20 protein-coding genes are annotated in these 21,514 nt (G+C 43.6%); 16 read left to right on the top strand and 4 right to left on the bottom strand.

Annotated elements, in window-relative coordinates:
- Positions 1–7 precede the first annotated feature (7 nt).
- The 5 genes from pheS (at position 8) to ACZ47Z_RS10000 (ending at position 7,431) form a co-directional block, all read left to right on the top strand.
- A complete protein-coding gene (gene pheS / locus ACZ47Z_RS10020; protein ID WP_015527792.1) occupies positions 8–1,027 on the top strand; it encodes a phenylalanine--tRNA ligase subunit alpha in 1,020 nt (339 codons plus the stop codon).
- 111 nt (positions 1,028–1,138) lie between these two features.
- Positions 1,139–3,559 carry a phenylalanine--tRNA ligase subunit beta gene (gene pheT / locus ACZ47Z_RS10015; protein ID WP_054753482.1) on the top strand — a complete coding sequence of 807 codons (2,421 nt, stop codon included), beginning with the start codon at positions 1,139–1,141 and terminating at the stop codon, positions 3,557–3,559.
- 18 nt (positions 3,560–3,577) lie between these two features.
- Entirely contained in the window at positions 3,578–4,603 is a 1,026-nt protein-coding gene (gene queA, locus ACZ47Z_RS10010; protein ID WP_278733542.1) for a tRNA preQ1(34) S-adenosylmethionine ribosyltransferase-isomerase QueA, read from the top strand.
- A gap of 13 nt (positions 4,604–4,616) precedes the next feature.
- Positions 4,617–6,086 (top strand): ATP-dependent Clp protease ATP-binding subunit ClpX, encoded by a 1,470-nt coding sequence (clpX, locus tag ACZ47Z_RS10005; protein WP_117539536.1) that lies wholly within the window; start codon positions 4,617–4,619, stop codon positions 6,084–6,086.
- Positions 6,087–6,177: 91 nt separating this feature from the next.
- A complete protein-coding gene (locus tag ACZ47Z_RS10000) occupies positions 6,178–7,431 on the top strand; it encodes a cation:proton antiporter (RefSeq protein WP_117825639.1) in 1,254 nt (417 codons plus the stop codon).
- Positions 7,432–7,489: 58 nt separating this feature from the next.
- Here ACZ47Z_RS10000 and ACZ47Z_RS09995 read toward each other — a convergent pair whose 3' ends face one another.
- Entirely contained in the window at positions 7,490–9,196 is a 1,707-nt protein-coding gene (locus ACZ47Z_RS09995) for a S8 family peptidase (RefSeq protein WP_464525544.1), read from the bottom strand.
- A gap of 188 nt (positions 9,197–9,384) precedes the next feature.
- Between ACZ47Z_RS09995 and ACZ47Z_RS09990 the strand changes: the two genes are divergently transcribed.
- Positions 9,385–9,921 (top strand): zinc ribbon domain-containing protein, encoded by a 537-nt coding sequence (locus ACZ47Z_RS09990; RefSeq protein WP_054753486.1) that lies wholly within the window; start codon positions 9,385–9,387, stop codon positions 9,919–9,921.
- Positions 9,922–9,948: 27 nt separating this feature from the next.
- On the top strand, positions 9,949–11,097 hold the full coding sequence (locus ACZ47Z_RS09985; protein ID WP_464525543.1) for a cobalt-precorrin 5A hydrolase: 1,149 nt from the start codon (positions 9,949–9,951) through the stop codon (positions 11,095–11,097).
- Positions 11,098–11,147: 50 nt separating this feature from the next.
- On the opposite strand, the gene ACZ47Z_RS09980 is transcribed toward ACZ47Z_RS09985, so the two are convergent.
- Entirely contained in the window at positions 11,148–11,513 is a 366-nt protein-coding gene (locus ACZ47Z_RS09980) for a P-II family nitrogen regulator (protein WP_020437135.1), read from the bottom strand.
- A gap of 50 nt (positions 11,514–11,563) precedes the next feature.
- On the bottom strand, positions 11,564–12,802 hold the full coding sequence (locus tag ACZ47Z_RS09975; RefSeq protein ID WP_118175144.1) for an ammonium transporter: 1,239 nt from the start codon (positions 12,800–12,802) through the stop codon (positions 11,564–11,566).
- Between the two features lie 250 nt (positions 12,803–13,052).
- Here ACZ47Z_RS09975 and ACZ47Z_RS09970 point away from each other — a divergent pair, with 250 nt between their 5' ends.
- From ACZ47Z_RS09970 to ACZ47Z_RS09930, 9 genes are all read left to right on the top strand, one after another.
- Complete coding sequence (locus tag ACZ47Z_RS09970) at positions 13,053–13,454, top strand: metal-sensing transcriptional repressor (RefSeq protein WP_015527800.1); 402 nt, start codon at positions 13,053–13,055, stop codon at positions 13,452–13,454.
- A gap of 20 nt (positions 13,455–13,474) precedes the next feature.
- Positions 13,475–14,323: a precorrin-6A reductase gene (cobK, locus tag ACZ47Z_RS09965; RefSeq protein WP_054753576.1), complete on the top strand. Its 849-nt coding sequence runs from the start codon at positions 13,475–13,477 to the stop codon at positions 14,321–14,323.
- The gene (locus ACZ47Z_RS09960) at positions 14,308–14,835 is read left to right on the top strand and encodes a cob(I)yrinic acid a,c-diamide adenosyltransferase (RefSeq protein ID WP_054753488.1); all 528 of its coding nucleotides are present in this window, start codon (positions 14,308–14,310) and stop codon (positions 14,833–14,835) included. The genes cobK and ACZ47Z_RS09960 overlap by 16 nt, the downstream gene beginning before the upstream one ends.
- The gene (gene cbiD / locus ACZ47Z_RS09955; RefSeq protein WP_464525542.1) at positions 14,835–16,004 is read left to right on the top strand and encodes a cobalt-precorrin-5B (C(1))-methyltransferase CbiD; all 1,170 of its coding nucleotides are present in this window, start codon (positions 14,835–14,837) and stop codon (positions 16,002–16,004) included. The genes ACZ47Z_RS09960 and cbiD overlap by 1 nt, the downstream gene beginning before the upstream one ends.
- Complete coding sequence (gene cobI / locus ACZ47Z_RS09950; RefSeq protein WP_117569674.1) at positions 16,001–16,759, top strand: precorrin-2 C(20)-methyltransferase; 759 nt, start codon at positions 16,001–16,003, stop codon at positions 16,757–16,759. The genes cbiD and cobI overlap by 4 nt, the downstream gene beginning before the upstream one ends.
- 17 nt (positions 16,760–16,776) lie before the next feature.
- Entirely contained in the window at positions 16,777–17,607 is an 831-nt protein-coding gene (gene cobM, locus ACZ47Z_RS09945; protein WP_117825654.1) for a precorrin-4 C(11)-methyltransferase, read from the top strand.
- Positions 17,604–18,335, top strand: a complete 732-nt coding sequence (gene cobJ / locus ACZ47Z_RS09940) for a precorrin-3B C(17)-methyltransferase (protein ID WP_020437143.1) — start codon at positions 17,604–17,606, stop codon at positions 18,333–18,335. Before cobM ends, cobJ begins: the two co-directional genes overlap by 4 nt.
- A gap of 119 nt (positions 18,336–18,454) precedes the next feature.
- Positions 18,455–19,723, top strand: coding sequence for a precorrin-6y C5,15-methyltransferase (decarboxylating) subunit CbiE (gene cbiE / locus ACZ47Z_RS09935; RefSeq protein WP_464525541.1), 1,269 nt, complete (start codon positions 18,455–18,457; stop codon positions 19,721–19,723).
- 35 nt (positions 19,724–19,758) lie between these two features.
- A complete protein-coding gene (locus ACZ47Z_RS09930; protein ID WP_464525540.1) occupies positions 19,759–21,243 on the top strand; it encodes a cobyrinate a,c-diamide synthase in 1,485 nt (494 codons plus the stop codon).
- Between the two features lie 60 nt (positions 21,244–21,303).
- Here ACZ47Z_RS09930 and ACZ47Z_RS09925 read toward each other — a convergent pair whose 3' ends face one another.
- Entirely contained in the window at positions 21,304–21,513 is a 210-nt protein-coding gene (locus ACZ47Z_RS09925; RefSeq protein WP_015527809.1) for a type II toxin-antitoxin system antitoxin, read from the bottom strand.
- Between the last annotated feature and the right edge of the window lies 1 nt (position 21,514).

Below are 21,514 nucleotides of genomic sequence, written 5' to 3'. Positions count from 1 at the left end.
GAAAACGATGAAAGAAAGACTGGAACAGATTAAAGCGGAAGCAGTCGCAAGAATTCAGGAGGCTGACGTTCCGGAGAAACTCAATGACGTGCGTGTAAAGTTTCTTGGTAAAAAAGGTGAACTGACAGCCGTATTAAAAGGAATGAAAGATGTTGCACCGGAGGAACGTCCGAAGGTTGGACAGCTTGTGAATGATACAAGAGCAGCAATTGAGGAACTCTTAGAGGAATCTAAGACAAGAATGGAGAAAGCGATTCGTGAAGAGAAGCTGAAAGCAGAAGTAATCGATGTTACACTTCCATCTAAGAAGAACAGTGTAGGACATAGACATCCGAACACAATCGCACTGGAAGAAGTAGAGCGTATCTTCGTAGGCATGGGATATGAAGTTGTAGAAGGACCGGAAGTTGAGTATGATCTGTACAACTTTGAGAAGCTGAACATTCCGGCAGATCATCCGGCAAAGGATGAGCAGGATACTTTCTATATTAATAAAGATATCGTACTTCGTACACAGACATCTCCGGTACAGGCCCGTGTGATGGAGCAGGGAAAACTTCCGATTCGTATGATCGCACCGGGACGTGTATTCCGTTCTGACGAAGTAGATGCAACACATTCACCATCCTTCCATCAGATCGAGGGTCTTGTGATCGACAAGAACATTTCCTTCGCTGACCTGAAAGGAACACTTGAAGTATTCGCAAAAGAGCTGTTTGGACCGGACACAAAGACAAAATTCCGTCCACATCATTTCCCATTTACAGAGCCAAGTGCTGAGGTTGATGTAAGCTGCTTTAAGTGTGGCGGCAAGGGATGTCGTTTCTGTAAAGGATCAGGCTGGATCGAGATTCTTGGATGTGGTATGGTTCATCCACATGTTCTCGAGATGTGCGGAATTGATCCGGAAGAGTACAACGGATTTGCATTCGGTGTAGGACTGGAGCGTATCGCTCTTCTGAAATACGAAATCGACGATATGCGTTTATTATACGAGAACGACATCAGATTCCTGAAACAGTTCTAACGAGCGCGATAAAATCTTCAAGCGGCGCGAATGCGGCGCGACAACGGCGCAGAGCCGTTGGATTTTAGAGCCGCCCCTTTGATGAAATTAAACTAAAAAAGGAGATATAAAATGGATACTTCATTATCATGGATCAAAGCGTATGTCCCGGATCTTGACGTGACAGCGCAGGAATATACAGATGCAATGACTCTGACAGGAACAAAGGTTGAAGGATTCGAGGAGCTGGATGCAGACCTTGACAAGATCGTTGTGGGTCAGATTGAGAAAATTGAGAAACACCCGGATGCGGACAAGCTGGTAGTTTGCCAGGTGAATATCGGAGCTGAGGTTATTCAGATCGTAACAGGTGCAAAAAATGTGTTCGAGGGAGCGAAGGTTCCTGTTGTATTAGACGGTGGACGCGTTGCAGGCGGACATGAGCCGGGACAGAGAGTTGCCGGTGGAATTAAGATTAAGAAAGGAAAACTCCGTGGAGTTCCAAGTTACGGAATGATGTGTTCTATCGAAGAACTTGGTTCTACAAAGGAGATGTATCCGGAACAGCCGGAGAATGGTATTTACATTTTCCCGGAAGATACAGAGGTTGGAGCAGATGCAGTAGAGCTTCTTGGTCTTCATGATGTTGTTTTCGAGTATGAGATCACATCAAACCGTGTAGACTGCTACAGTGTAGTAGGTATCGCACGTGAAGCAGCTGCTACATTTAATAAAGAGTTTAAACCACCGGTTGTGACAGAGACAGGAAATGATGAGGATGTCAATGATTATGTAAAGGTGACTGTAGAGAATACAGATCTGTGTTCCAGATACTGCGCAAGAGCGGTTAAGAATATTAAGATCGGACCATCACCAAAGTGGTTACAGCGCAGACTGTCATCTGTTGGAATCCGTCCGATCAACAACCTGGTTGATATTACAAACTATGTAATGGAAGAGTACGGACAGCCAATGCATGCTTATGATCTTGATACACTTGCAGGACATCAGATCGTAGTTAAGAATGCACAGGATGGAGAGAAGTTCGTTACACTGGATGGACAGGAAAGAACAATGGACAAAGATGTTCTGATGATCTGTGACGGAGAAAAAGCTGTTGGAATCGCCGGAATCATGGGAGGAGAGAATTCCATGATCACAGATAACGTGAAGACAATGCTTTTTGAGGCAGCTTGTTTTGACGGTGTGAACATCCGTAAGTCCAGTAAGCGTGTCGGACTTCGTACAGATGCTTCCGGTAAGTTTGAGAAGGGACTTGATCCGAACAATGCGATGGCAGCACTGAACCGTGCCTGCCAGCTTGTAGAAGAGCTTGGAGCTGGTGAAGTTGTCGGAGGAGCAATTGACGTATACAGCAAGAAGAAAGAGCCTGTACGTGTTCCATTTGATGCAGAGAAGATCAACCGTATGCTCGGAACAAATATTTCTGAGGAAGATATGCTTGGATATTTCAAGAAAATCGATCTTGATTACGATGCAGAGACAAAAGAAGTGATCGCACCGACATTCCGTCACGATCTGTTCAGATTAGCTGACCTTGCAGAGGAAGTTGCAAGATTTTTCGGATATGACAATATCCCGACAACACTTCCGTCTGGAGAGGCTACAACAGGTAAGCTTCCGTTCAAGCTTCGTATTGAGCAGGTGGCAAGTGATATTGCTGAGTTCTGTGGATTCAGCCAGGGAATGTCTTACTCCTTCGAGAGCCCGAAGGTATTTGACAAGCTTCTTCTTCCAGAAGATTCCAAGCTTCGCAATGCGATTTCCATTATGAATCCACTTGGAGAAGATTACAGTATCATGCGTACAACATCCTTAAACGGTATGCTGACTTCTCTTGCAACAAACTATAACAGAAGAAACAAGAATGTTCGTCTGTATGAGATGGGTAATATTTACATTCCGCAGGAGCTTCCACTGACAGAGCTTCCGGATGAGAGAATGCAGTTTACACTTGGAATGTATGGAGATGGAGATTTCTTCAACATGAAAGGCGTAGTGGAAGAGTTCTTTGAGAAAATCGGTATGAAGGGCAGAGAGAAATACGATCCGAATGCAGGAAAGTCATTCCTTCACCCGGGACGCCAGGCAAACATCATTTATGATGGAAAAGTAGTTGGATATCTCGGAGAGGTTCATCCGGAAGTTGCTGATATCTATGGAATCGGTGAGCGCGCATATGTTGCAGTTTTGGATATGCCTGAAATCATCCCATATGCTACATTTGACAGAAAATACACAGGAATTGCAAAATATCCTGCAGTAACAAGAGATATCAGTATGGTTGTTCCGAAAGAGATTCTTGTTGGACAGATTGAAGATGTGATCGAGAAAAAGGGCGGCGCTCATTTAGAGAGCTTTAACCTGTTTGACATCTATGAAGGTGCTCAGATCAAAGCAGGATTCAAGTCAGTTGCTTATTCTATCGTATTCCGTGCAAAGGATAAGACACTGGAAGAAGCTGAAATTACAGCAGCAATGGATCGCATTCTTTCCGGTCTGGAAGAACTTGGTATTGAGTTGAGAAAGTAAGAAGAGAGGGTAAGAGCATTGAAAACAAGTGATTTTTATTATGATCTTCCGGAGGAACTGATCGCACAGGATCCTTTGGAGGACCGCTCTTCCTCCCGCCTTATGATACTTGATAAAGAGACAGGGAAGACAGAGCATCATGTATTTCGTGAGATTATCGATGAACTGAATCCAGGAGATTGTCTGGTTATCAATGATACGAAAGTAATTCCGGCCAGACTGATCGGAGCAAAGGAAGACACCGGAGCAAAGATAGAAGTGCTTCTTTTAAAACGAGGAGCAGATGATGTCTGGGAGACATTGGTAAAGCCTGGAAAAAAGGCAAGACCGGGAGCAAGAATCAGCTTTGGAGACGGCCTACTTGTCGGAGAAGTTATGGATGTAGTGGAGGAAGGAAATCGTCTGATCCATTTTGAATACGAAGGAATCTTCGAGGAGATTCTGGACCAGTTAGGACAGATGCCGCTTCCACCGTATATTACACATCAGCTTCAGGATAAGGACAGATATAATACTGTCTATGCGGTACACTCAGGTTCTGCGGCAGCACCGACGGCCGGACTTCATTTCACACCGGAGCTTTTGGAAGAGATTCGCGCGAAAGGTGTGGAGATCGCACCGGTTACACTTCATGTCGGACTTGGAACGTTCCGTCCGGTGAAGGTAGATGATGTGGAGCATCACCATATGCATTCAGAATTTTATATGATTACTGAAGAGTCTGCACAGAAAATCAACCATGCAAAAGAAGTAGGACATCGTGTCATCTGTGTCGGAACAACAAGCTGCAGAACAATCGAATCCGCTGCCGATGAGAATGGAAGATTAAAAGAATGCAGTGGTTGGACAGAAATCTTTATCTATCCGGGATATCAGTTCAAGATTCTGGATGCGTTGATCACGAACTTCCATCTGCCGGAATCTACACTGATCATGCTTGTTTCTGCATTAGCCGGAAAAGAGCATGTGATGGCAGCGTATGAGGAGGCAGTAAAAGAAAGATATCGTTTCTTCAGTTTTGGGGATGCGATGTTCATACGATAGAAAGGGACAACCTATGTCAGAAAATGATTTTATCATTGTAGATGAAGAAGAGACAAACAAGGAAGACAACAGACAGGACACTGGCAGGGAAGAAGAAAAAAAAGAAGTGACAACTTCTGACCATTCTGAAAAAGATGATGACGGATATGAGAGAATATGTTTTATTTGTCATCGCCCGGAGAGTGTGACTGGGAAGATGGTTGAGCTTCCGAATAATATCGCAGTATGCCCGGATTGTATGCAGAGAAGCTTTGATATGATGAACAATAGTTCTATGGATCTAAGCAGCATGATGAACATTCCGGGGGTACACTTTATGAATCTTTCTGATCTTGAAAATATGCAGCCAAAGGCACAGAAGATCAAAAAGAAGAAGAAAGAGCCGAAAGAATTCAAACAGCTGGATATTAAGAAAATTCCGGCACCACATAAGATCAAAGCACGTCTGGACGAATATATCGTTGGACAGGAGTATGCAAAGAAAGCAATCTCTGTTGCAGTTTATAATCATTACAAACGTGTAGCAACAGGAACAATGGATGAGATTGAGATAGAGAAATCAAATATGCTCATGATTGGGCCTACAGGATGTGGTAAAACATATCTGGTTAAGACACTGGCGAAGCTTTTAGATGTGCCGTTGGCGATTACAGATGCAACATCTCTTACAGAGGCAGGATATATCGGTGATGACATCGAAAGTGTTGTTTCCAAGCTTCTTGCAGCAGCAGACAATGATGTCGAGCGTGCGGAACAGGGAATCATTTTTATCGATGAGATCGATAAGATTGCCAAGAAAAAAACTTCCAGTCAGAGAGATGTGAGTGGTGAATCTGTGCAGCAGGGAATGCTCAAACTCTTAGAGGGAAGTGAAGTTGAAGTTCCGGTAGGCGCGAACAGCAAGAATGCGATGGTTCCACTGACAACAGTGAATACAAAAAATATTCTGTTTATCTGTGGAGGTGCATTCCCGGATCTTGAAGACATTATCAAAGAGCGTCTGCAGAAGAAAACGTCGATGGGATTCAATGCAGAACTAAAAGATACAGTCGAGCATGATGAAGAGCTGCTTTCTAAGGTGACAATTGAGGATTTAAGAAAATTCGGTATGATCCCGGAGTTCTTAGGACGTCTTCCGATTGTATTTACATTAAAGGGTCTCGACAAAGAGATGCTTGTCAAGATCTTAAAAGAGCCGAAAAATGCAATTTTAAAACAGTATCAGAAGCTGCTGGCATTAGACGAAGTGAAGCTTGAGTTTGATGACAGCGCATTAGAAGCAATTGCAGAAAAGGCAATGGAAAAAGATACCGGAGCCAGAGCACTGCGTGCAATCATTGAGGAATTTATGCTGGATATTATGTATGAGATTCCGAAAGATGATAATATTGGAGAAGTAACAATTACAAGAGCTTATATAGAAGGTACCGGCGGACCGGTTATTCAGTTGAGAGGCCAGGCAGTACCGAGATTAGATGGATAAAGTGAGATTTTAGAAAGAGAAGTTTTGTTCAAAAATCTGAAAACTGATTGGGGAATTAGTTTAAAAAAATCACAAAAAGGAAGAGAGAAAAATGGACACATACAGATACTTACTGGATTTAGCAATTATTCTTATATCTACAAAATTACTTGGACTATTAACAAGACGAGTACAGATGCCGCAGGTTGTTGGCGCACTTCTGGCGGGATTGATCCTCGGACCGGCAGGATTTGGAATTCTGGCAGAGACTTCATTTATCCATGAAGTCGCAGAGATCGGAGTTATCGTTCTGATGTTTACCGCAGGTATGGAGACGGACATCAAGGAACTGAAAGCAAGCGGAAAAGCTTCTTTTGTTATTGCGCTTTGCGGTGTTATTGTTCCGCTGATCGGCGGTTATGCAGTGGCGTGGTTCTTTAACCGGCCGAGTATGGCAGGAAGTAACCTGTCATCCCCTGTCGTTCTTCAGAATGTCTTTATTGGAGTTGTACTCACAGCAACGTCTGTAAGTATTACAGTAGAGACATTGAAAGAATTAGGAGCATTGAAGAGCCGTTCAGGAAATGCAATCCTTGGTGCTGCGATCATTGATGACGTTCTCGGTATTATCGCACTGACAATCGTTACAAGTCTTGCAGATGATTCTGTAAAGATTGGAATGGTTCTGATTAAAATCGTGGGATTCTTCGTATTTTCAGGTGTTGTAGGATTTGTTTTCTATAAGATGTATAAGAAATGGGTTGACGGAGCTGAGAAGGAACTGCATCGTCATACGATTATTGCATTTGTATTCTGCCTGCTTATGGCATTTATCGCAGAAGAAGTTTTCGGTGTTGCAGATATTACAGGTGCATATATCGCAGGATTAATTATTTCCAACGTACAGAGATCCACTTATCTGGAGTCTAAGTTTGATACGTTGTCTTACCTGCTTCTGTCACCGGTATTTTTCGCAAGTATCGGTCTGAAGGTAAACCTTCCACAGATGTCAGTATCCATCATTATGTTCGCAGTTGTTCTTACAGTTGTGGCAGTTCTTACTAAGATAGTCGGCTGTGGACTTGGTGCAAAGATTTGTGGTTACAAGAATTATCAGGCGAAACGAATCGGAGTGGGAATGATCTCCCGTGGTGAGGTTGCCTTGATCGTAGCAAGTAAAGGTTCCGCACTCGGACTTATGAGTTCTTCCATCTTAGGACCAGTTATCGTAGTGGTTGTTATTACAACAGTCATCACACCGATTCTTCTGAAAGTAGTGTTCGCTCCTGGAACAGGACCGTCAACACAGGTAGAAGATGCTAAGAAGGTTACAAGCTACTATGAGAATCGAGAAGATAACAGATAGAACAAAAGAGAAAAGAATCGATAAAAGATATTGTAGAAACTTTGAGGTCATGGGACAGTTAAAGCTGTCTCATGACCTCAAATGTGTTATAGAGGTTTAATTGTCCGTATCCCCATTCACGGTTAGGGTATTCCATACTGTCTGGTCGGATGGCTCCAAGAACAAGAAGGCTTTTGATCTGGAATACATCGATGCCGGGCATTTTGCGTTCATAGAGCTGCCATTCTAACATAAGTGCGACTGCCCCGGCGGTGATAGCGGCTGCGGCGCAGGAGCCGCTGCGCACGGCAAAACGGTCTCCTGGAAGAGCTCCTTTGATATTAATCCCGGGAGCAGTGATGGAAGGATTTTCAAAGCTTGTTCTTGTATAGCCGCGTCCGGATGCCTGGGCGACTGCACCATTGCTGCCGTCGTAATAAGAGACCGTCAGAGGACTAGGGGCATTGGCCGGGTTTGTAAGAGTCGTGTAAGGATCTGATTCAAGGAAATAGACTTCTCCGTCTAAAAATTCTGTGACAGGAAGCCAGATATGGAAATCACCATTAATCAGGCGGGTCGGTTCTACGATGATTTTCCAAATGCCTTCTGCCGGAGTACGGAAACGGAAGAAGATGAGTTCAGAGCTTGCTTTTTCGACCAGAAGCCGATAGTCAACAGAGACGCGAGTCTTTTCAAAGAGAAAATCAATGTCGGCGCTTGTGCCTACATGAAATGGAATTTTGGATGTATTTTCCCCGGACGGTGAAATAATTGAAATTGAGAAGAGATTGGGAATCAGTACCCAAAGTTCTAAAGTGAATCCGGATACATTTTCACCAACTCGGATTTCTACAGTTTTACGGTCATTTTCTGACTGGATCGTATTGAAATAATGATGACGTTTGTCTGCTTCATTTCCCGTGCCAACCACAGCAATCCGGTCGGGCATCAGACTGTAGCTGCCAAGTAATGCGGGAAGCGGAAGCGTGCCGACATGACCGCCAAGATTAGAGCCTATAGTGATACACATGACAAGTGGAAGCCCCAGTTCATCTGCCAGATCATTCAGATATTTTAATCCAAGGATCAGATCTGTTTCCTGATAGCAGACGGCTGTTTCCGGGATGCAGTAATAATCCCGCAGATATTGCTTCGCTTGTTTTAATTTGACAACAGCGAGAGTAGATTCCGGAGCGGCTCCCAGAAACTGTTCGTCAGCGTCAGCATTTCCGGCAGCGAGACTGGCAATATAAGTTCCATGTCCGTCGATATCGACAGAAGGGACCTGTGACAGTGGGGAATCAGAAGAAAGTGCCAGATCAATCTCTTCCTTACGGTATTCACTTCCGTAGAAGAAGTCTCTGGGTGGAGTTCCGCTTTGGATAGTCTGATCCCAAATTGCCGCAATTCGCGTGGTACCGTCCAGATTGCGGAAAACTTTGTTTTGATAGTCAATCCCGCTGTCAAGAAATCCAATCAGAACTCCTTTTCCTTTTAATTGAAGTGCCGGATAGTTCTGCACGGGAAGGATGCCGGTCTGGTTCAATGTCTCCATAGCGACAGGAGCAAAACAATTCGGAATGGAATTGTAAGAAAAACGCGCCAGAGAGATTGGCTCTACAAGTTCTTTGGAAAAGTAAATGCACTGATATCCAAGTCCGGCATCCTGGGTGCATGGATCTTTTTTCAGAAGTTCATTGAACAGTGGAGTGCGCAGCGGATTACTGATGAAGTCGCGTGTATCTTCGGAGAGTATCTGTTCCCTGCAAGTTTCAAGATCATTCATAAGATGACTCCTGAGTTGAGTTGTAGAAAGGATATGCAAGAAGGATTCTATTTATGAAATTAGTCTAAAAATAATAGAAAATGACTTCAAAAACTGGAAGAATACGATATAATAAGACCAAGAGAAATTGTAGATCACCTTTTTGGTGGTTGAGATGATACAGCAATGATAAGAAGGGAGATTTCAGTATGAAAGATTTTTTTGAAGATTTAGGAAAACGTCTGAGCGAGACAGCAGAGGCAGTGACAGCAAAGGCAGGAGATGCGATTGAGATACAGAAATTAAAAGCGCAGATCAGAGAACTTGCAAGAGGAAATGCAGAAGATCTGATGGAACTTGGTCAGAGTATTTATGACAGATTTGAGAATGGAGAAGAACTCGATGAGGCTTCCAAGGGACTGTGCGAGGCAATTGCAAGCCGCAAGGAAAGCATAGAAGAGTATGAGAATAAGATTGAAGGGCTCAAAGGCGCGTGTGAGTGTACACGGTGTGGCAAGATGGTTGCGAAAGATATGGCTTTCTGCCCATACTGCGGATCACCTGTAACAGAGGAAGAAGATATTTTTGAAGCGGATGATCTGGCTCAGGAAGTAAGAGAAGAGGCAGAGGAAGCAGAAGAGAGCGTTACAGAGGCTGCGGAAGCAGCAGTTGAGGCGGTTACTGAGGCCGCAGAAGAAGCAGTGGATGCAGTAGAAGAGTCTGTGAAAGAAGAGACAGAAGAATAGTTTCAAGGAATTAAGGGAGAATGGAACGTGAAGGTTGTTATATTAAGTTTTACACAGGCAGGAACAAGACTTGGTGAGAGAATTGGAAGTCAGTTCCGGAACGAAGGGATTACGTGTCAGAACTATGCACCTGCCGGATATGCATTCGCTGACGTTCTTCCGTTTCCGGAGAATCCAAAAGAGCTGATCAGGGAAGGATGGGGAGAGACATCCTTCCTTTTTATTGGTGCAGTTGGAATTGCAGTGAGATATATTGCACCTTATGTAAAGGATAAATTCACTGATTCAGCGGTCGTAGTCATGGATGAAAAATCAGGATATGTGATTCCACTGCTGTCAGGACATCTCGGGGGTGCGGTGGAACTTTCCAATCAGCTTGCAGTATGGACCGGTGCAGTTCCGGTACAGACAACAGCGACTGATGTTCAGGGGAAATTTGCAGTAGATGTTTTTGCAAAGAAGAATCACCTGTATCTTACAGAGCGCGAAGCAGCGAAGCAGATATCAGCCGCAGTGCTGGATGGAAAGCAGGTCGGTCTGTGGATCGGTGAAGGACTGGTATTTGAACAGGAAGATTTTCAGAAAATCTGTTTAAAAGAACTTATACTATGTGGTTCACAGGAAGAATTGTACTCCTTTGCAGAGGAACATCCTGTGATCGTGATCACAAAGACCGCAGAAGAAGGGAGACAGTTCGTGGAATCCCTGGCGGGTTCTCTGTGGGGAGATGTCAGGAATAACGTATGTGGATGTGAGCGTAAGCCATGCATTCTCCTTTTGTATCCAATCAATATCACGGCAGGAGTAGGCTGTAGAAAACAGATTTCAAAAGAACTTTTTGAAAAGGGTCTAAACGATGTTCTGGAAGGGTATGGACTTGAACCTACGCAGTTAAAACAGCTTGCATCGATTGATCTTAAGAAAGAAGAACCTGCGATTTTGGCCTATGCGCAGAAATATAAAGTACCGTTTGCAACTTATCCGGCAGAACAGTTAGAGAAGATTACAGAGGTATCAGCCACATCACGGTTTGTGAAACAGGTGACAGGTGTTGACAATGTGTGTGAGAGAGCCGCACGGACAGCAGATGCTGACGGAGAACTGCTGTGTCCCAAGTGCATAAGAGAGCAGATGACGGTGGCATTGACAGAGACAGAAGTAACACTTCAATTTTAAAACGAAAGAAAGTTCCAGAATCTTTCCGACATTCTGGAACTTTTTTTCTACTAAAGTATCTGTTCTTTTGACTGGAGTGCATCATATCCTGTCTCACGGGTGCGGATCTTCATGGCACTCCGGATTTCATAGCTGAAGATCTTACCATCACCGACTTCACCGGTATAGGCAGCTTTCTGGATTGCTTCGATTGTTTTTTTCTCCCATTCTTCGGAAGAGACAACAATTTCAAATTTGATTTTCGGCTGCATGAAAATCTCAATCTCAGAACCACGGACAATCTCCTTATAACCGCGCTGTGCACCACATCCCATGACCTGGGAGACAGTGATACCATTGACTTCTATTTCATTTAAGGCAGCCTTGACATCCTCAAATTTCTCTTCCCGAACGATAGCTTCTACTTTAATCATCATTTTAAAAATCCTCCTGTATTAATGAATATATAAATTTTGGACAGATTATATTAGTCGAATCCGTTGAAGGACGGATATGCATTTTCACCATGTTGGGAGATATCCAGTCCAAGAGCTTCTTCCTTCTGATCTACGCGCAGTGGAGTGAAGATACGGATAATTCCAATGCAGATCAGAGTACCGACAACTGCAACAGCCGCAGTGATGATAATGCTTAATACCTGTGCAACGAAGAGATGAACATTACCGAAGACCAGTCCGTCCCATCTTGCGACAGAGTTAATAGAAGTTTTTGCAAAAAGTCCGGTGGCGATTCCACCCCACACACCGCCGATTCCATGGCAGCCAAATGCGTCCAGTGCATCATCTATTTTCAGTTTATGCTTAATGAAGTTCATTGTAAAGTAGCAGATCGGGCTGACCAGTGCACCGATGATATAGGAAGACCAGATCGGAACAAAGCCAGCACCAGGTGTAATAGCAACCAGTCCGACAACCAGTCCGGTAGAAGCACCGACCAGAGTAGGCTTCCCGTCTTTGATCACATCGATCAGCATCCAGGATACGAGAGCAGCTGCGGAAGAAATTGCACTTGTCATAAATGCATGAGCTGCAAGTCCATCTGCCGCCAGGGCACTTCCTGCATTGAATCCAAACCACCCGAACCAGAGCAGGGAAGCTCCAAGTACAACAAAAGGAATATTATGGATACGGTAAGATGTTTTTTCGTATCCTTTTCTTCTGCCAAGATATGTTGCGAGAACCAGGGCGCTGACACCGGAACTGATGTGTACTACATTTCCGCCTGCAAAGTCAACGGAGCCGATTGCTGCAAGGAATCCGCCCTCTCCCCAGACCATATGAGCCATCGGATAGTAAACAAGGAAAGACCACAGTGCAATAAATGCAAATAATGCCTTAAATCTCATCCTTCCGACCACAGCACCGGTGATCAGTGCCGGAGTAATCATGGCAAACATCATCTGGAATGCAGCAAATACAAGATGCGGAATGGTATCCGCATACGGACCGGCTTCCCAGCCGACATCATTTAAAAAAGCCCAGCGGAAATCTCCGATAATTCCGGCGTGATTGCTGCCAAAAGAAAGAGAATAGCCAAACATGGTCCAAAGAAGAACAGATAGTCCCATGATCGCAACGCAGGCCATCATTGTGTTACATACATTTTTTCTCCGCACAAGACCGCCATAGAAGAAGGCAAGTCCCGGTGTCATAAAGAAGACAAGCGCAGTGCAGATCATCATAAAAGCAGTGTTTCCGGTGTTCATTTTCTAAATCCTCCCAATTCATCTGATAATGCAAAAAAGACGCCTGATAGAAAGGCAATCTCTTACCTTTCTGTCAGACGTCTTTGTCTTGCATATTAAGATATCACGGCTTTTGGAAAAATGCAAGAGAAAATTTTGTGGTTGCCGGTCGCACACAGTATGAACAGTAAGTAACTTATGCGGAACAAGTTGAAGAAAACAAGTTTTTGCTTTATAATCAGTGACAGAGTAAAAAGAAAGGGTTCGATGGATGATTATGAAAGAGCATACGCATTTCCGTGAGGACGGAACAGAATATACCCACGTGCATCATAACGGAGATGGGGTGGCAGAGTCACATGTACATCATCACGATCATGGCGGCACAGGACATGTTCACCGTCATGTACACAGTGCAGAAGAAAAGAAGAAGGTAATGAATCGTTTATCCAGAGCAATCGGACATCTTGAGGCAGTGAAGCGAATGGTGGAGCGCGATGAAGATTGCAGTGAAGTATTGATCCAGCTTGCGGCAGTTCGTTCTGCAATCAATAATACAGGAAAAGTGATTTTGAAGAATCATCTGGATCATTGTATTGTGGAAGCTATTGAGCAGAATGATATGGAGACAATCCGTGCTCTTGACGAGGCAATCGATAAGTTTATTAAATAAATGTAAATGTGGGTGATTTGATGAAGAAAAATATTCTTATTTTTGCCGGTACGACAGAGGGACGACAGCTGGCAGAATACGCCGTTAAAAAAGGAATTCCCTGTATCGTAAGTGCTGCGACAGAATATGGGGAAGAACTATTGGAAAATGATCTGCAGTTGCAAAAAGAGAAGAATAAGAAGGCAGAACTTCGTGTAATCCACGGACGTATGGATCAGCAGGAGATGGAAGCATTCTTTGAAAAAGAGCAGGTAGGGCTTGTCATAGATGCGACGCATCCGTTTGCAGTTATAGTGACGGAAAATATACAGCGGGCATGTAAAAACAGCGGAATAGAGTATTTACGATGTTTAAGAGATTTTTTGACAGAAGCAAAGGCAGTCAGGTCAGAAAAGTTTGCTTGTGAAAGAACAAATGCGATTACTAAGAGTGACAGTTCTGTAGTCTGTGTGAATAGCGTGGAAGAGGCCGTGGACTATCTCGAGCAGACGCAGGGAAATATACTGATAACAACAGGCAGTAAAGAACTGGATAAATATACTCGTTTGACAAATTATAAAGAGCGGTGCTATGCAAGAGTACTTTCCGTACTCCCTTCAGTGATGCAGAGTATAGATCTCGGATTTTCAGGGAAGCATTTGATTGCAATGCAAGGCCCGTTTTCCAGGGAAATGAATCTTGCACTTCTTCATCAGACAGAGGCAAAATATTTCGTAACAAAAGAATCCGGAAAGAATGGAGGATTTGCAGAAAAGCTTGAAGCAGCAGAGCAGGCAGGTGCAGTTCTTCTCGTAATTGGAAGGCCGATAGAAGAAGGCTTGTCGGTAGAGGAAGCAGAACAGGAGATGAGAAAATGGAACAGGGATTGATACACATTTATTGTGGAGACGGAAAAGGAAAGACATCAGCGGCAATTGGACTTGCAGTCCGTGCTGCAGGAAGTGGACTTAAGGTTTTATTTACCCGGTTTTTAAAAAATGAATCTTCCGGAGAACTGGCGATTCTCGATGATATTTCTCAGATTAAAGTACTTCATCTTGAAAAGTCTTATGGCTTTTTTAAAAATCTTTCCGAAGAGAAAAAGCAGGAAGTAAGGGAAACTTATCTGCGGTTATGGAGAGCGATTGAATTAGAGATTCTTACAGGAAGATATGATGTGCTTGTAATCGATGAGTTTATGGCAGCGTATAAGTATGATTTGATTCCGAAGGAGGAAGCAATCGAGTTCCTGGAGAAGAAACCAAAAGAACTGGAGATTGTTCTGACTGGACGAAATCCGGATGAAAAGCTTGTAGAACTGGCAGATTATGTGTCAGAAATCAAGAAAGTGAAGCATCCGTTTGATCAGGGAATCTACGCGAGAAAAGGGATTGAATATTGATGAAGGAAATCGGAAGAACAAGATCGGGACTTCAGATGGGATATACGACAGGAAGCTGTGCGGCAGCGGCGGCAAAAGCGGCAGCAGAGATGTTATTGTCGGGAGAAGAGATTCGCCAGGTGAGACTGCTGACGCCGAAGGGGATTGAACTGTATCTTGAGTTGGAAGAGATCATGCGTAAGAAGTCAGAAGTTTCATGTGCAGTGCGAAAATACAGTGGAGACGATCCGGATGTGACGAATGGAATACTTGTTTATGCAACAGTTCAAAAGGTAGAGAAGAAGAGTAAAATAAATTCGGAGAATAGTGTGGATCTTTCCGAGAAAATCAATCTGGATGGTGGTGTTGGAATCGGTCGGGTAACGAAGCCTGGACTGGAACAGAAAATCGGTCAGGCAGCAATCAACAAAGTACCGCGGAGAATGATCTGTGAAGCAGTGGAAGAAGTTTGCAGGAAGTATGAGTATACAGGAAATCTGCAAGTGCGCCTATCCGTGCCGGAAGGGGCAGAGGTTGCGAAGAAGACATTTAATCCAAGACTGGGGATTGAGGGAGGAATCTCAATCTTAGGAACAACAGGTATCGTGGAACCAATGAGTGAGAAGGCACTGACGGATACGATTTATCTGGAAATGAAGATGCTCAAAGAAAATGGAACAGATTGGTGTTATGTTGTTCCGGGAAATTATGGGATGGACTTCTTACGGAAAAAGCTGCATGTGGACACCGCACTTTCAGTAAAATGCAGTAATTATGTCGGCGAGACAATTGAGGATGCAAAGCTTCTTGGAATGAAAGGAATCTTGTTGATCGGACATATAGGAAAGTTTATTAAGCTGGCCGCAGGAGTGATGAATACGCATTCCAGACAGGCAGATTGTCGAATGGAAGTACTTGGTGTGCATGCAGCAATGAATGATGCAGATGCAGCAGTTGTGCGGGAAATCATGGATTGTATCAATACAACCGAAGCAATGGAAATACTGCGCAGGGAGAAGTTGATTGAGCCGGTGATGGAAAGTGTGATGAAACGTATTGAATTCTTCTTAAAGAACAGAGCAGGGGAAGAAATGGAAATCGGTGTGATTTTATTTTCAACAGAGGATGGCATTCTTGGAAAGTCAGAAAATGCGGATGAGTTGTTAAAGAAGATACAGGAGAATAGATGAAACAAGCAGGAAAATTTTATGGAATCGGAGTGGGACCGGGAGATCCTGAATTAATGACATTAAAAGCAGTTCGAACAATCAGGGACTGTGATGTAATAGTACTTCCGGTTTCAAATAGAGAATTGACAGAGCCGCTACTGCTAGAACAAAATGAGATGGAAAATAGAGCAGCAGGATATTTAGAAAGCTGTACAGCTTATCAGATTGCAGTGCAGACAGTTTCAGAGCTTAAGGAAAAGCAGATTCTTTTTCTCCCAATGCCAATGATCAAAGATAAGGAAAAGCTGAGAAAGATTCATGCACGGGGAGCAGAAGTGATAGAGCAGTTTCTTGAGAAAGGATGGAATCTGGCATTCCTGACGCTGGGAGATCCAACGGTTTATTCTACATGTATGTATATAGAGCAGATGATCGAACAGGATGGTTATCAGGTTGAGACAGTTTCAGGAATCCCATCTTTTTGTGCAGCAGCTGCAAGACTGAATCAGCCACTTGGAGAACAGGAAGAGCAGATTCATATTTTACCGGGCTCTTATGAGGCAGGAGAAGGTCTGCAGTTATCGGGAACAAAGATTTTGATGAAGACCGGAAAAAAGATGGGACAGATAAAAGAGTTTTTACAGGGGAGCAGTCAGGATATCTGTCTTGTAGAAAACTGTGGAATGGACGACGAACGTATTGTCCGATCAGTGGAAGAGATTTCAGAAGATGCGGGATACTATTCCCTTCTAATTGTAAAAGACAGGAAAAGATAGAAAAGGCAGGAAGAATTATGATTACATTTGTAGGAGCAGGTCCGGGAGCAGAAGATCTGATCACAGTACGCGGACAAAGACTTTTGAAGGAGGCAGATATTGTAATCTATGCAGGTTCACTTGTGAACCCGGGATTACTTAAACTGTGTAAAGAAAGTTGTGAAATATACAACAGTGCAAAGATGACATTGGAAGAAGTACTGGAAGTAATGGTAAAGGGACACGGAGACGGAAAAGAGATCATTCGTCTGCATACAGGAGATCCTTGCCTTTATGGTGCGATCCGTGAGCAGATGGACGAGCTGAAGAAGCTTGAGATACCATATGAAGATTGTCCGGGTGTCAGTTCATTTTGCGGAGCTGCGGCAGCACTGGAAGCAGAGTATACATTGCCGGGGATCTCTCAGTCTGTCGTGATCACGAGAATGGCGGGAAGGACACCAGTGCCGGAGAAAGAGTCAGTCAGAAGCTTTGCGGCACATCAGGCGACGATGGTTTTATTCTTGAGCACAGGACTGTTAAAGGAACTTTCAGCAGAATTGATCGAAGGCGGATACAGCGAAGATACACCGGCAGCGATTGTTTATAAAGCGACCTGGCCGGAACAGAAAGTACTTCGCTGCACAGTAGGAACGCTGGAACAGACTGCACGCGAGGCGGATGTCACCAAGACAGCGCTGATCGTAGTCGGAGAAGTGCTTGACGGGACTTATGAGAGATCAAAGCTTTATGATCCGACATTTACGACAGAATTCAGACAAGCATCCTGTTCTAAGAAGGAATTAGGACAAACCGGAGAGAATCAAAGCACAGAGATGAGACAGGAAGCAGAGGGACAGAGCAAATGAGTACAGTATATGTAGTAGGACTCGGACCGGGAGCAGAAGAGCAGATGACAGTGCGTGCACAGAAAGTATTGGAGCATTGCCCTGTTTTGATTGGTTACAATGTTTATATTGATCTTGTGAAAGAGCAGTTTCCTGATAAGATATTTTTGAGCACTCCGATGCGGAAAGAACCGGAACGCTGCAGAATGGCTTTTGAAGAAGCAGAAAAAGGTCAGGACGTTGCAATGATCTGTAGTGGAGATGCCGGAGTGTATGGAATGGCAGGATTGATCTTCGAGATAGGAAAAGAATACCCTTCCATCCAGATTGAAGTGGTTCCGGGAATTACAGCGGCATCCGGCGGGGCAGCAGTGCTTGGCGCACCTTTGATGCATGATTTTGCTGTAATCAGCTTAAGCGATCTTCTGACACCGTGGGAAACGATTGAGAAACGTCTGCATGCGGCAGGAATGGCTGATTTTGTCATCTGCCTTTACAATCCGTCAAGTAAGAAGCGCGCAGATTATCTGCAGAAAGCCTGTGATATACTGCTTCAGTACAGAGATGTGGGAAATATCTGCGGTTATGTGAAGAATATCGGACGTGAAGGAGAAACATATCAGATTCTGTCATTGAAAGAACTTAGAGATACAAAGGTGGATATGTTTACAACCGTGTTTATCGGAAATTCAAGGACGATGGAACTGAATGGGCGGATGGTGACACCGAGGGGGTATAAACTGTTATAAGAAAAAAGAAACGGGCAGGCCACAACAAGAAGTGTGGTAAAAACCCGTTTCTAGATTTTATTATAGCAGATAGAAACCAAAAGAATCAAGGGAAAAATAGTTATATAGTGGGAGATGAAATGGAATCACGACAAATTATCCTTGCGGGAATAGGAATGGGATCTAAAGAATTAATTACGGCAGAAGTTAGAAAATTGATAGAAGAGGCTGATTGCCTGATTGGAGCAGAACGAATGCTTGCTTGTGCAATCAAGCTTAGAAATTCTGAGGAAAAGTGTACAAGAGAATGCACCAAGTATCAAGAATATAGAACGGAAAAGATCATATCTTATCTTCAGAAACACAAAGAGTATAAGCAAATTGTAATTCTTCTTTCCGGAGATACAGGATTTTATAGTGGAGCGAAGAATTTGCGGAATCAGTTGCTGGAAAAATTGAGCCTTGTTGAGGAAAAGAAAATAAAAATCCTCCCCGGAATTTCCTCACTTTCTTATCTTGCATCAAAAGTCGGTGTTTCATGGGAAGATGCAAAAATCCTGAGTCTTCATGGAAAAGACATGAATTTTGTACAGACGATTCACAGACATTCGAAGACCTTTCTGCTTCTCGGAGGAAAAGACACGGGGCGTCATTTCTATGAGACATTACTAGAGTATGGCTTAGGGGACGTGCAGGTTCATGTGGGATGTCAGATGTCTTATGAGGAAGAAAAGATACTTTCGGGCAAATTGTACGAGATGAAGGCAGAAGATTTTGAAGGGCTTTGCGCAGTTCTTGTAGAAAATCCATCTTATTGTAAGGCGGCCGGTATGCATCTGAAAGATGAAGAATTTCTCCGAGGAAAGGTGCCAATGACGAAGTCGGAAGTGCGTTCTGTCAGTATAGCAGAGCTTGAATTAACCGAGGATGCAATTGTGTATGATATCGGCGCCGGAACAGGTTCCGTTTCTATTGAAATTGCACGTGCAGGTGAGCAGATCCGTGTGTATGCGATTGAGAAGAATCCGGAAGGGGTGAAACTGATCGATCAGAATCGGAAGAAATTTAGGACAGACGGAGTGCGAATCATAGAAGGGCTTGCGCCACATGCAATGGAAGATTTAGAAGCACCAACACATGCATTTATCGGCGGGAGTTCCGGAAACTTAAGAGAGATTGTTCAATTGCTTCAGAAGAAAAATCCGGATGTGCGAATCGTGATCAATGCGATTTCACTTGAGACAGTCAGTGAAGTGATGGGGCTTGTGGAAGAGGGAATCCTTCCAGATGCGGAGATTCTACAAGTGAGTGCAGCAAGATCAAAGGTTCTTGGAAGATATCATATGATGATGGGACAGAATCCGGTTTATATTATTTCCGCAGGTGGAAGAAAGCCTAGACAGGTATAAGATGAGAGAAAAGGAAACAAACAGACAGGAGAATCATGAGAAAAATGAAAGAGAATGCTTGCAATAATAAAAATCAGAAAAAAAATCCAGGATTTTTGTTGTCTGCTGTTTCCAGTAACAGCGGAAAGACAGCTGCAGCCTGTGGTCTGATGTCTACGTTTAAGCAAAAGGGAAAGCGTGTATGTGCGTGTAAATGCGGCCCGGATTATATAGATCCTATGTTTCATAGAGAAGTTCTTGGCGTTGATTCTAAGAATCTGGATCTGTTCTTCTCGGAAGAAGACATTTTGAAAGAGGGATACCTAAAGCATACGAAAGATGCGGATATTACTATAACCGAAGGCGTTATGGGGTTCTATGACGGAATGTCACTTGATTCTGTAAAAGGAAGTTCTTATGATGTCGCACAGACGCTAGGATTGCCAGTGATCCTTGTGATTAATGCGAGAGGTGCAGCAATGACACTTGTAGCTACGGTGAAAGGAATCGTTGAATTTCGTCCGGATAGCAATATTCGTGGAATTCTCTTAAACAGAGTATCCGCAATGCTATATCCAAGATTAAAAGAAATGTTGGAGAATGAACTGGCGAGAATCGAGCATGACGAGATTAAAATTGTCGGTTACATGCCGGAAAATGAAGCTTTTCATCTGGAAAGCCGTCATCTGGGACTTGTAACACCGCAGGAAATGGAAAATCTGCAGGAGAAGGTAAGACAGGCGGGAGAAATTCTGGCAAAAACAGTGGATCTTGAATTGTTGGAAAAGATTGCCGGTGAAGCAGCAGTATGGAAAACAGAAGTTATTGAAGAATCGGAGAAGGTTGGAAATTTAAAAAATAAGAACGATCCAGTTCGAATCGCAGTGGCGCGTGATGAAGCTTTCTGTTTTTATTACAAAGATAATCTTGAACTATTAGAAAGCCTTGGCTGTGAAGTGATAGAATTCAGTCCGCTTCATGATAAAAAAATTCCTGAAAATGTGAAAGGAATTCTTCTCGGTGGCGGTTATCCTGAACTGTATGGAAAAGAATTGGCAGAAAATCAGAGCATGCTTGAATCAATAAGAAGAGCATTGGATGATAAGATTCCATGTCTGGCAGAGTGTGGTGGTTTCATGTATCTTCATGAAGAGATGGAAGACACCGCTGGAAATGTCTGGAAACTAGTTGGGCGAATCAAAGGGAGAACCTTTCCGACAGGTAAACTGGTTCGATTTGGATATGTGAATTTACAGAGAAGTCCTGATGAGAATCCAATCTCTGAGTTTAAAGAACAGATGAGCTTAGCGAACAGCTGGATTCTTCCGGGGGAGAACATCCGTGCACACGAGTTTCATTACTGGGATAGCACAGACAGTGGGAATGACTGTCTTGCTGTCAAGCCGGATGGAAAGAGAAGATGGGAATGCATGCATCTGGAAGAGAATCTTGTAGCCGGATATCCGCATTTATATTACCCATCTTGTAAAGAATTTGCGGAGCATTTTGTAGAAAAATGCAGAAGCGGTTACAGAGAATAGAACAAAGAGAAACAGCAACAGATGTCGTTATAATAACATCTGCTGCTGTTTTTTTAGGCTCTATGAAATATCCAGATCAATCGGTTCGTCCAAATGTTCGGAAACATATTTTCCATTTTTCTTCCGCTGCCTGACGCACTCAGTCAGAAGATATTCAATCTGACCGTTTACGGAACGAAAATCATCTTCTGCCCAGGCTGCGATTGCGTCATACAGTTTAGCGGAAAGACGGAGAGGAACCTGCTTCTTTTTATTATCTTTTTCAGCCATT

Source organism: Mediterraneibacter faecis, from assembly GCF_055383675.1.
This window is presented reverse-complemented; position numbering and strand designations above follow the sequence as displayed.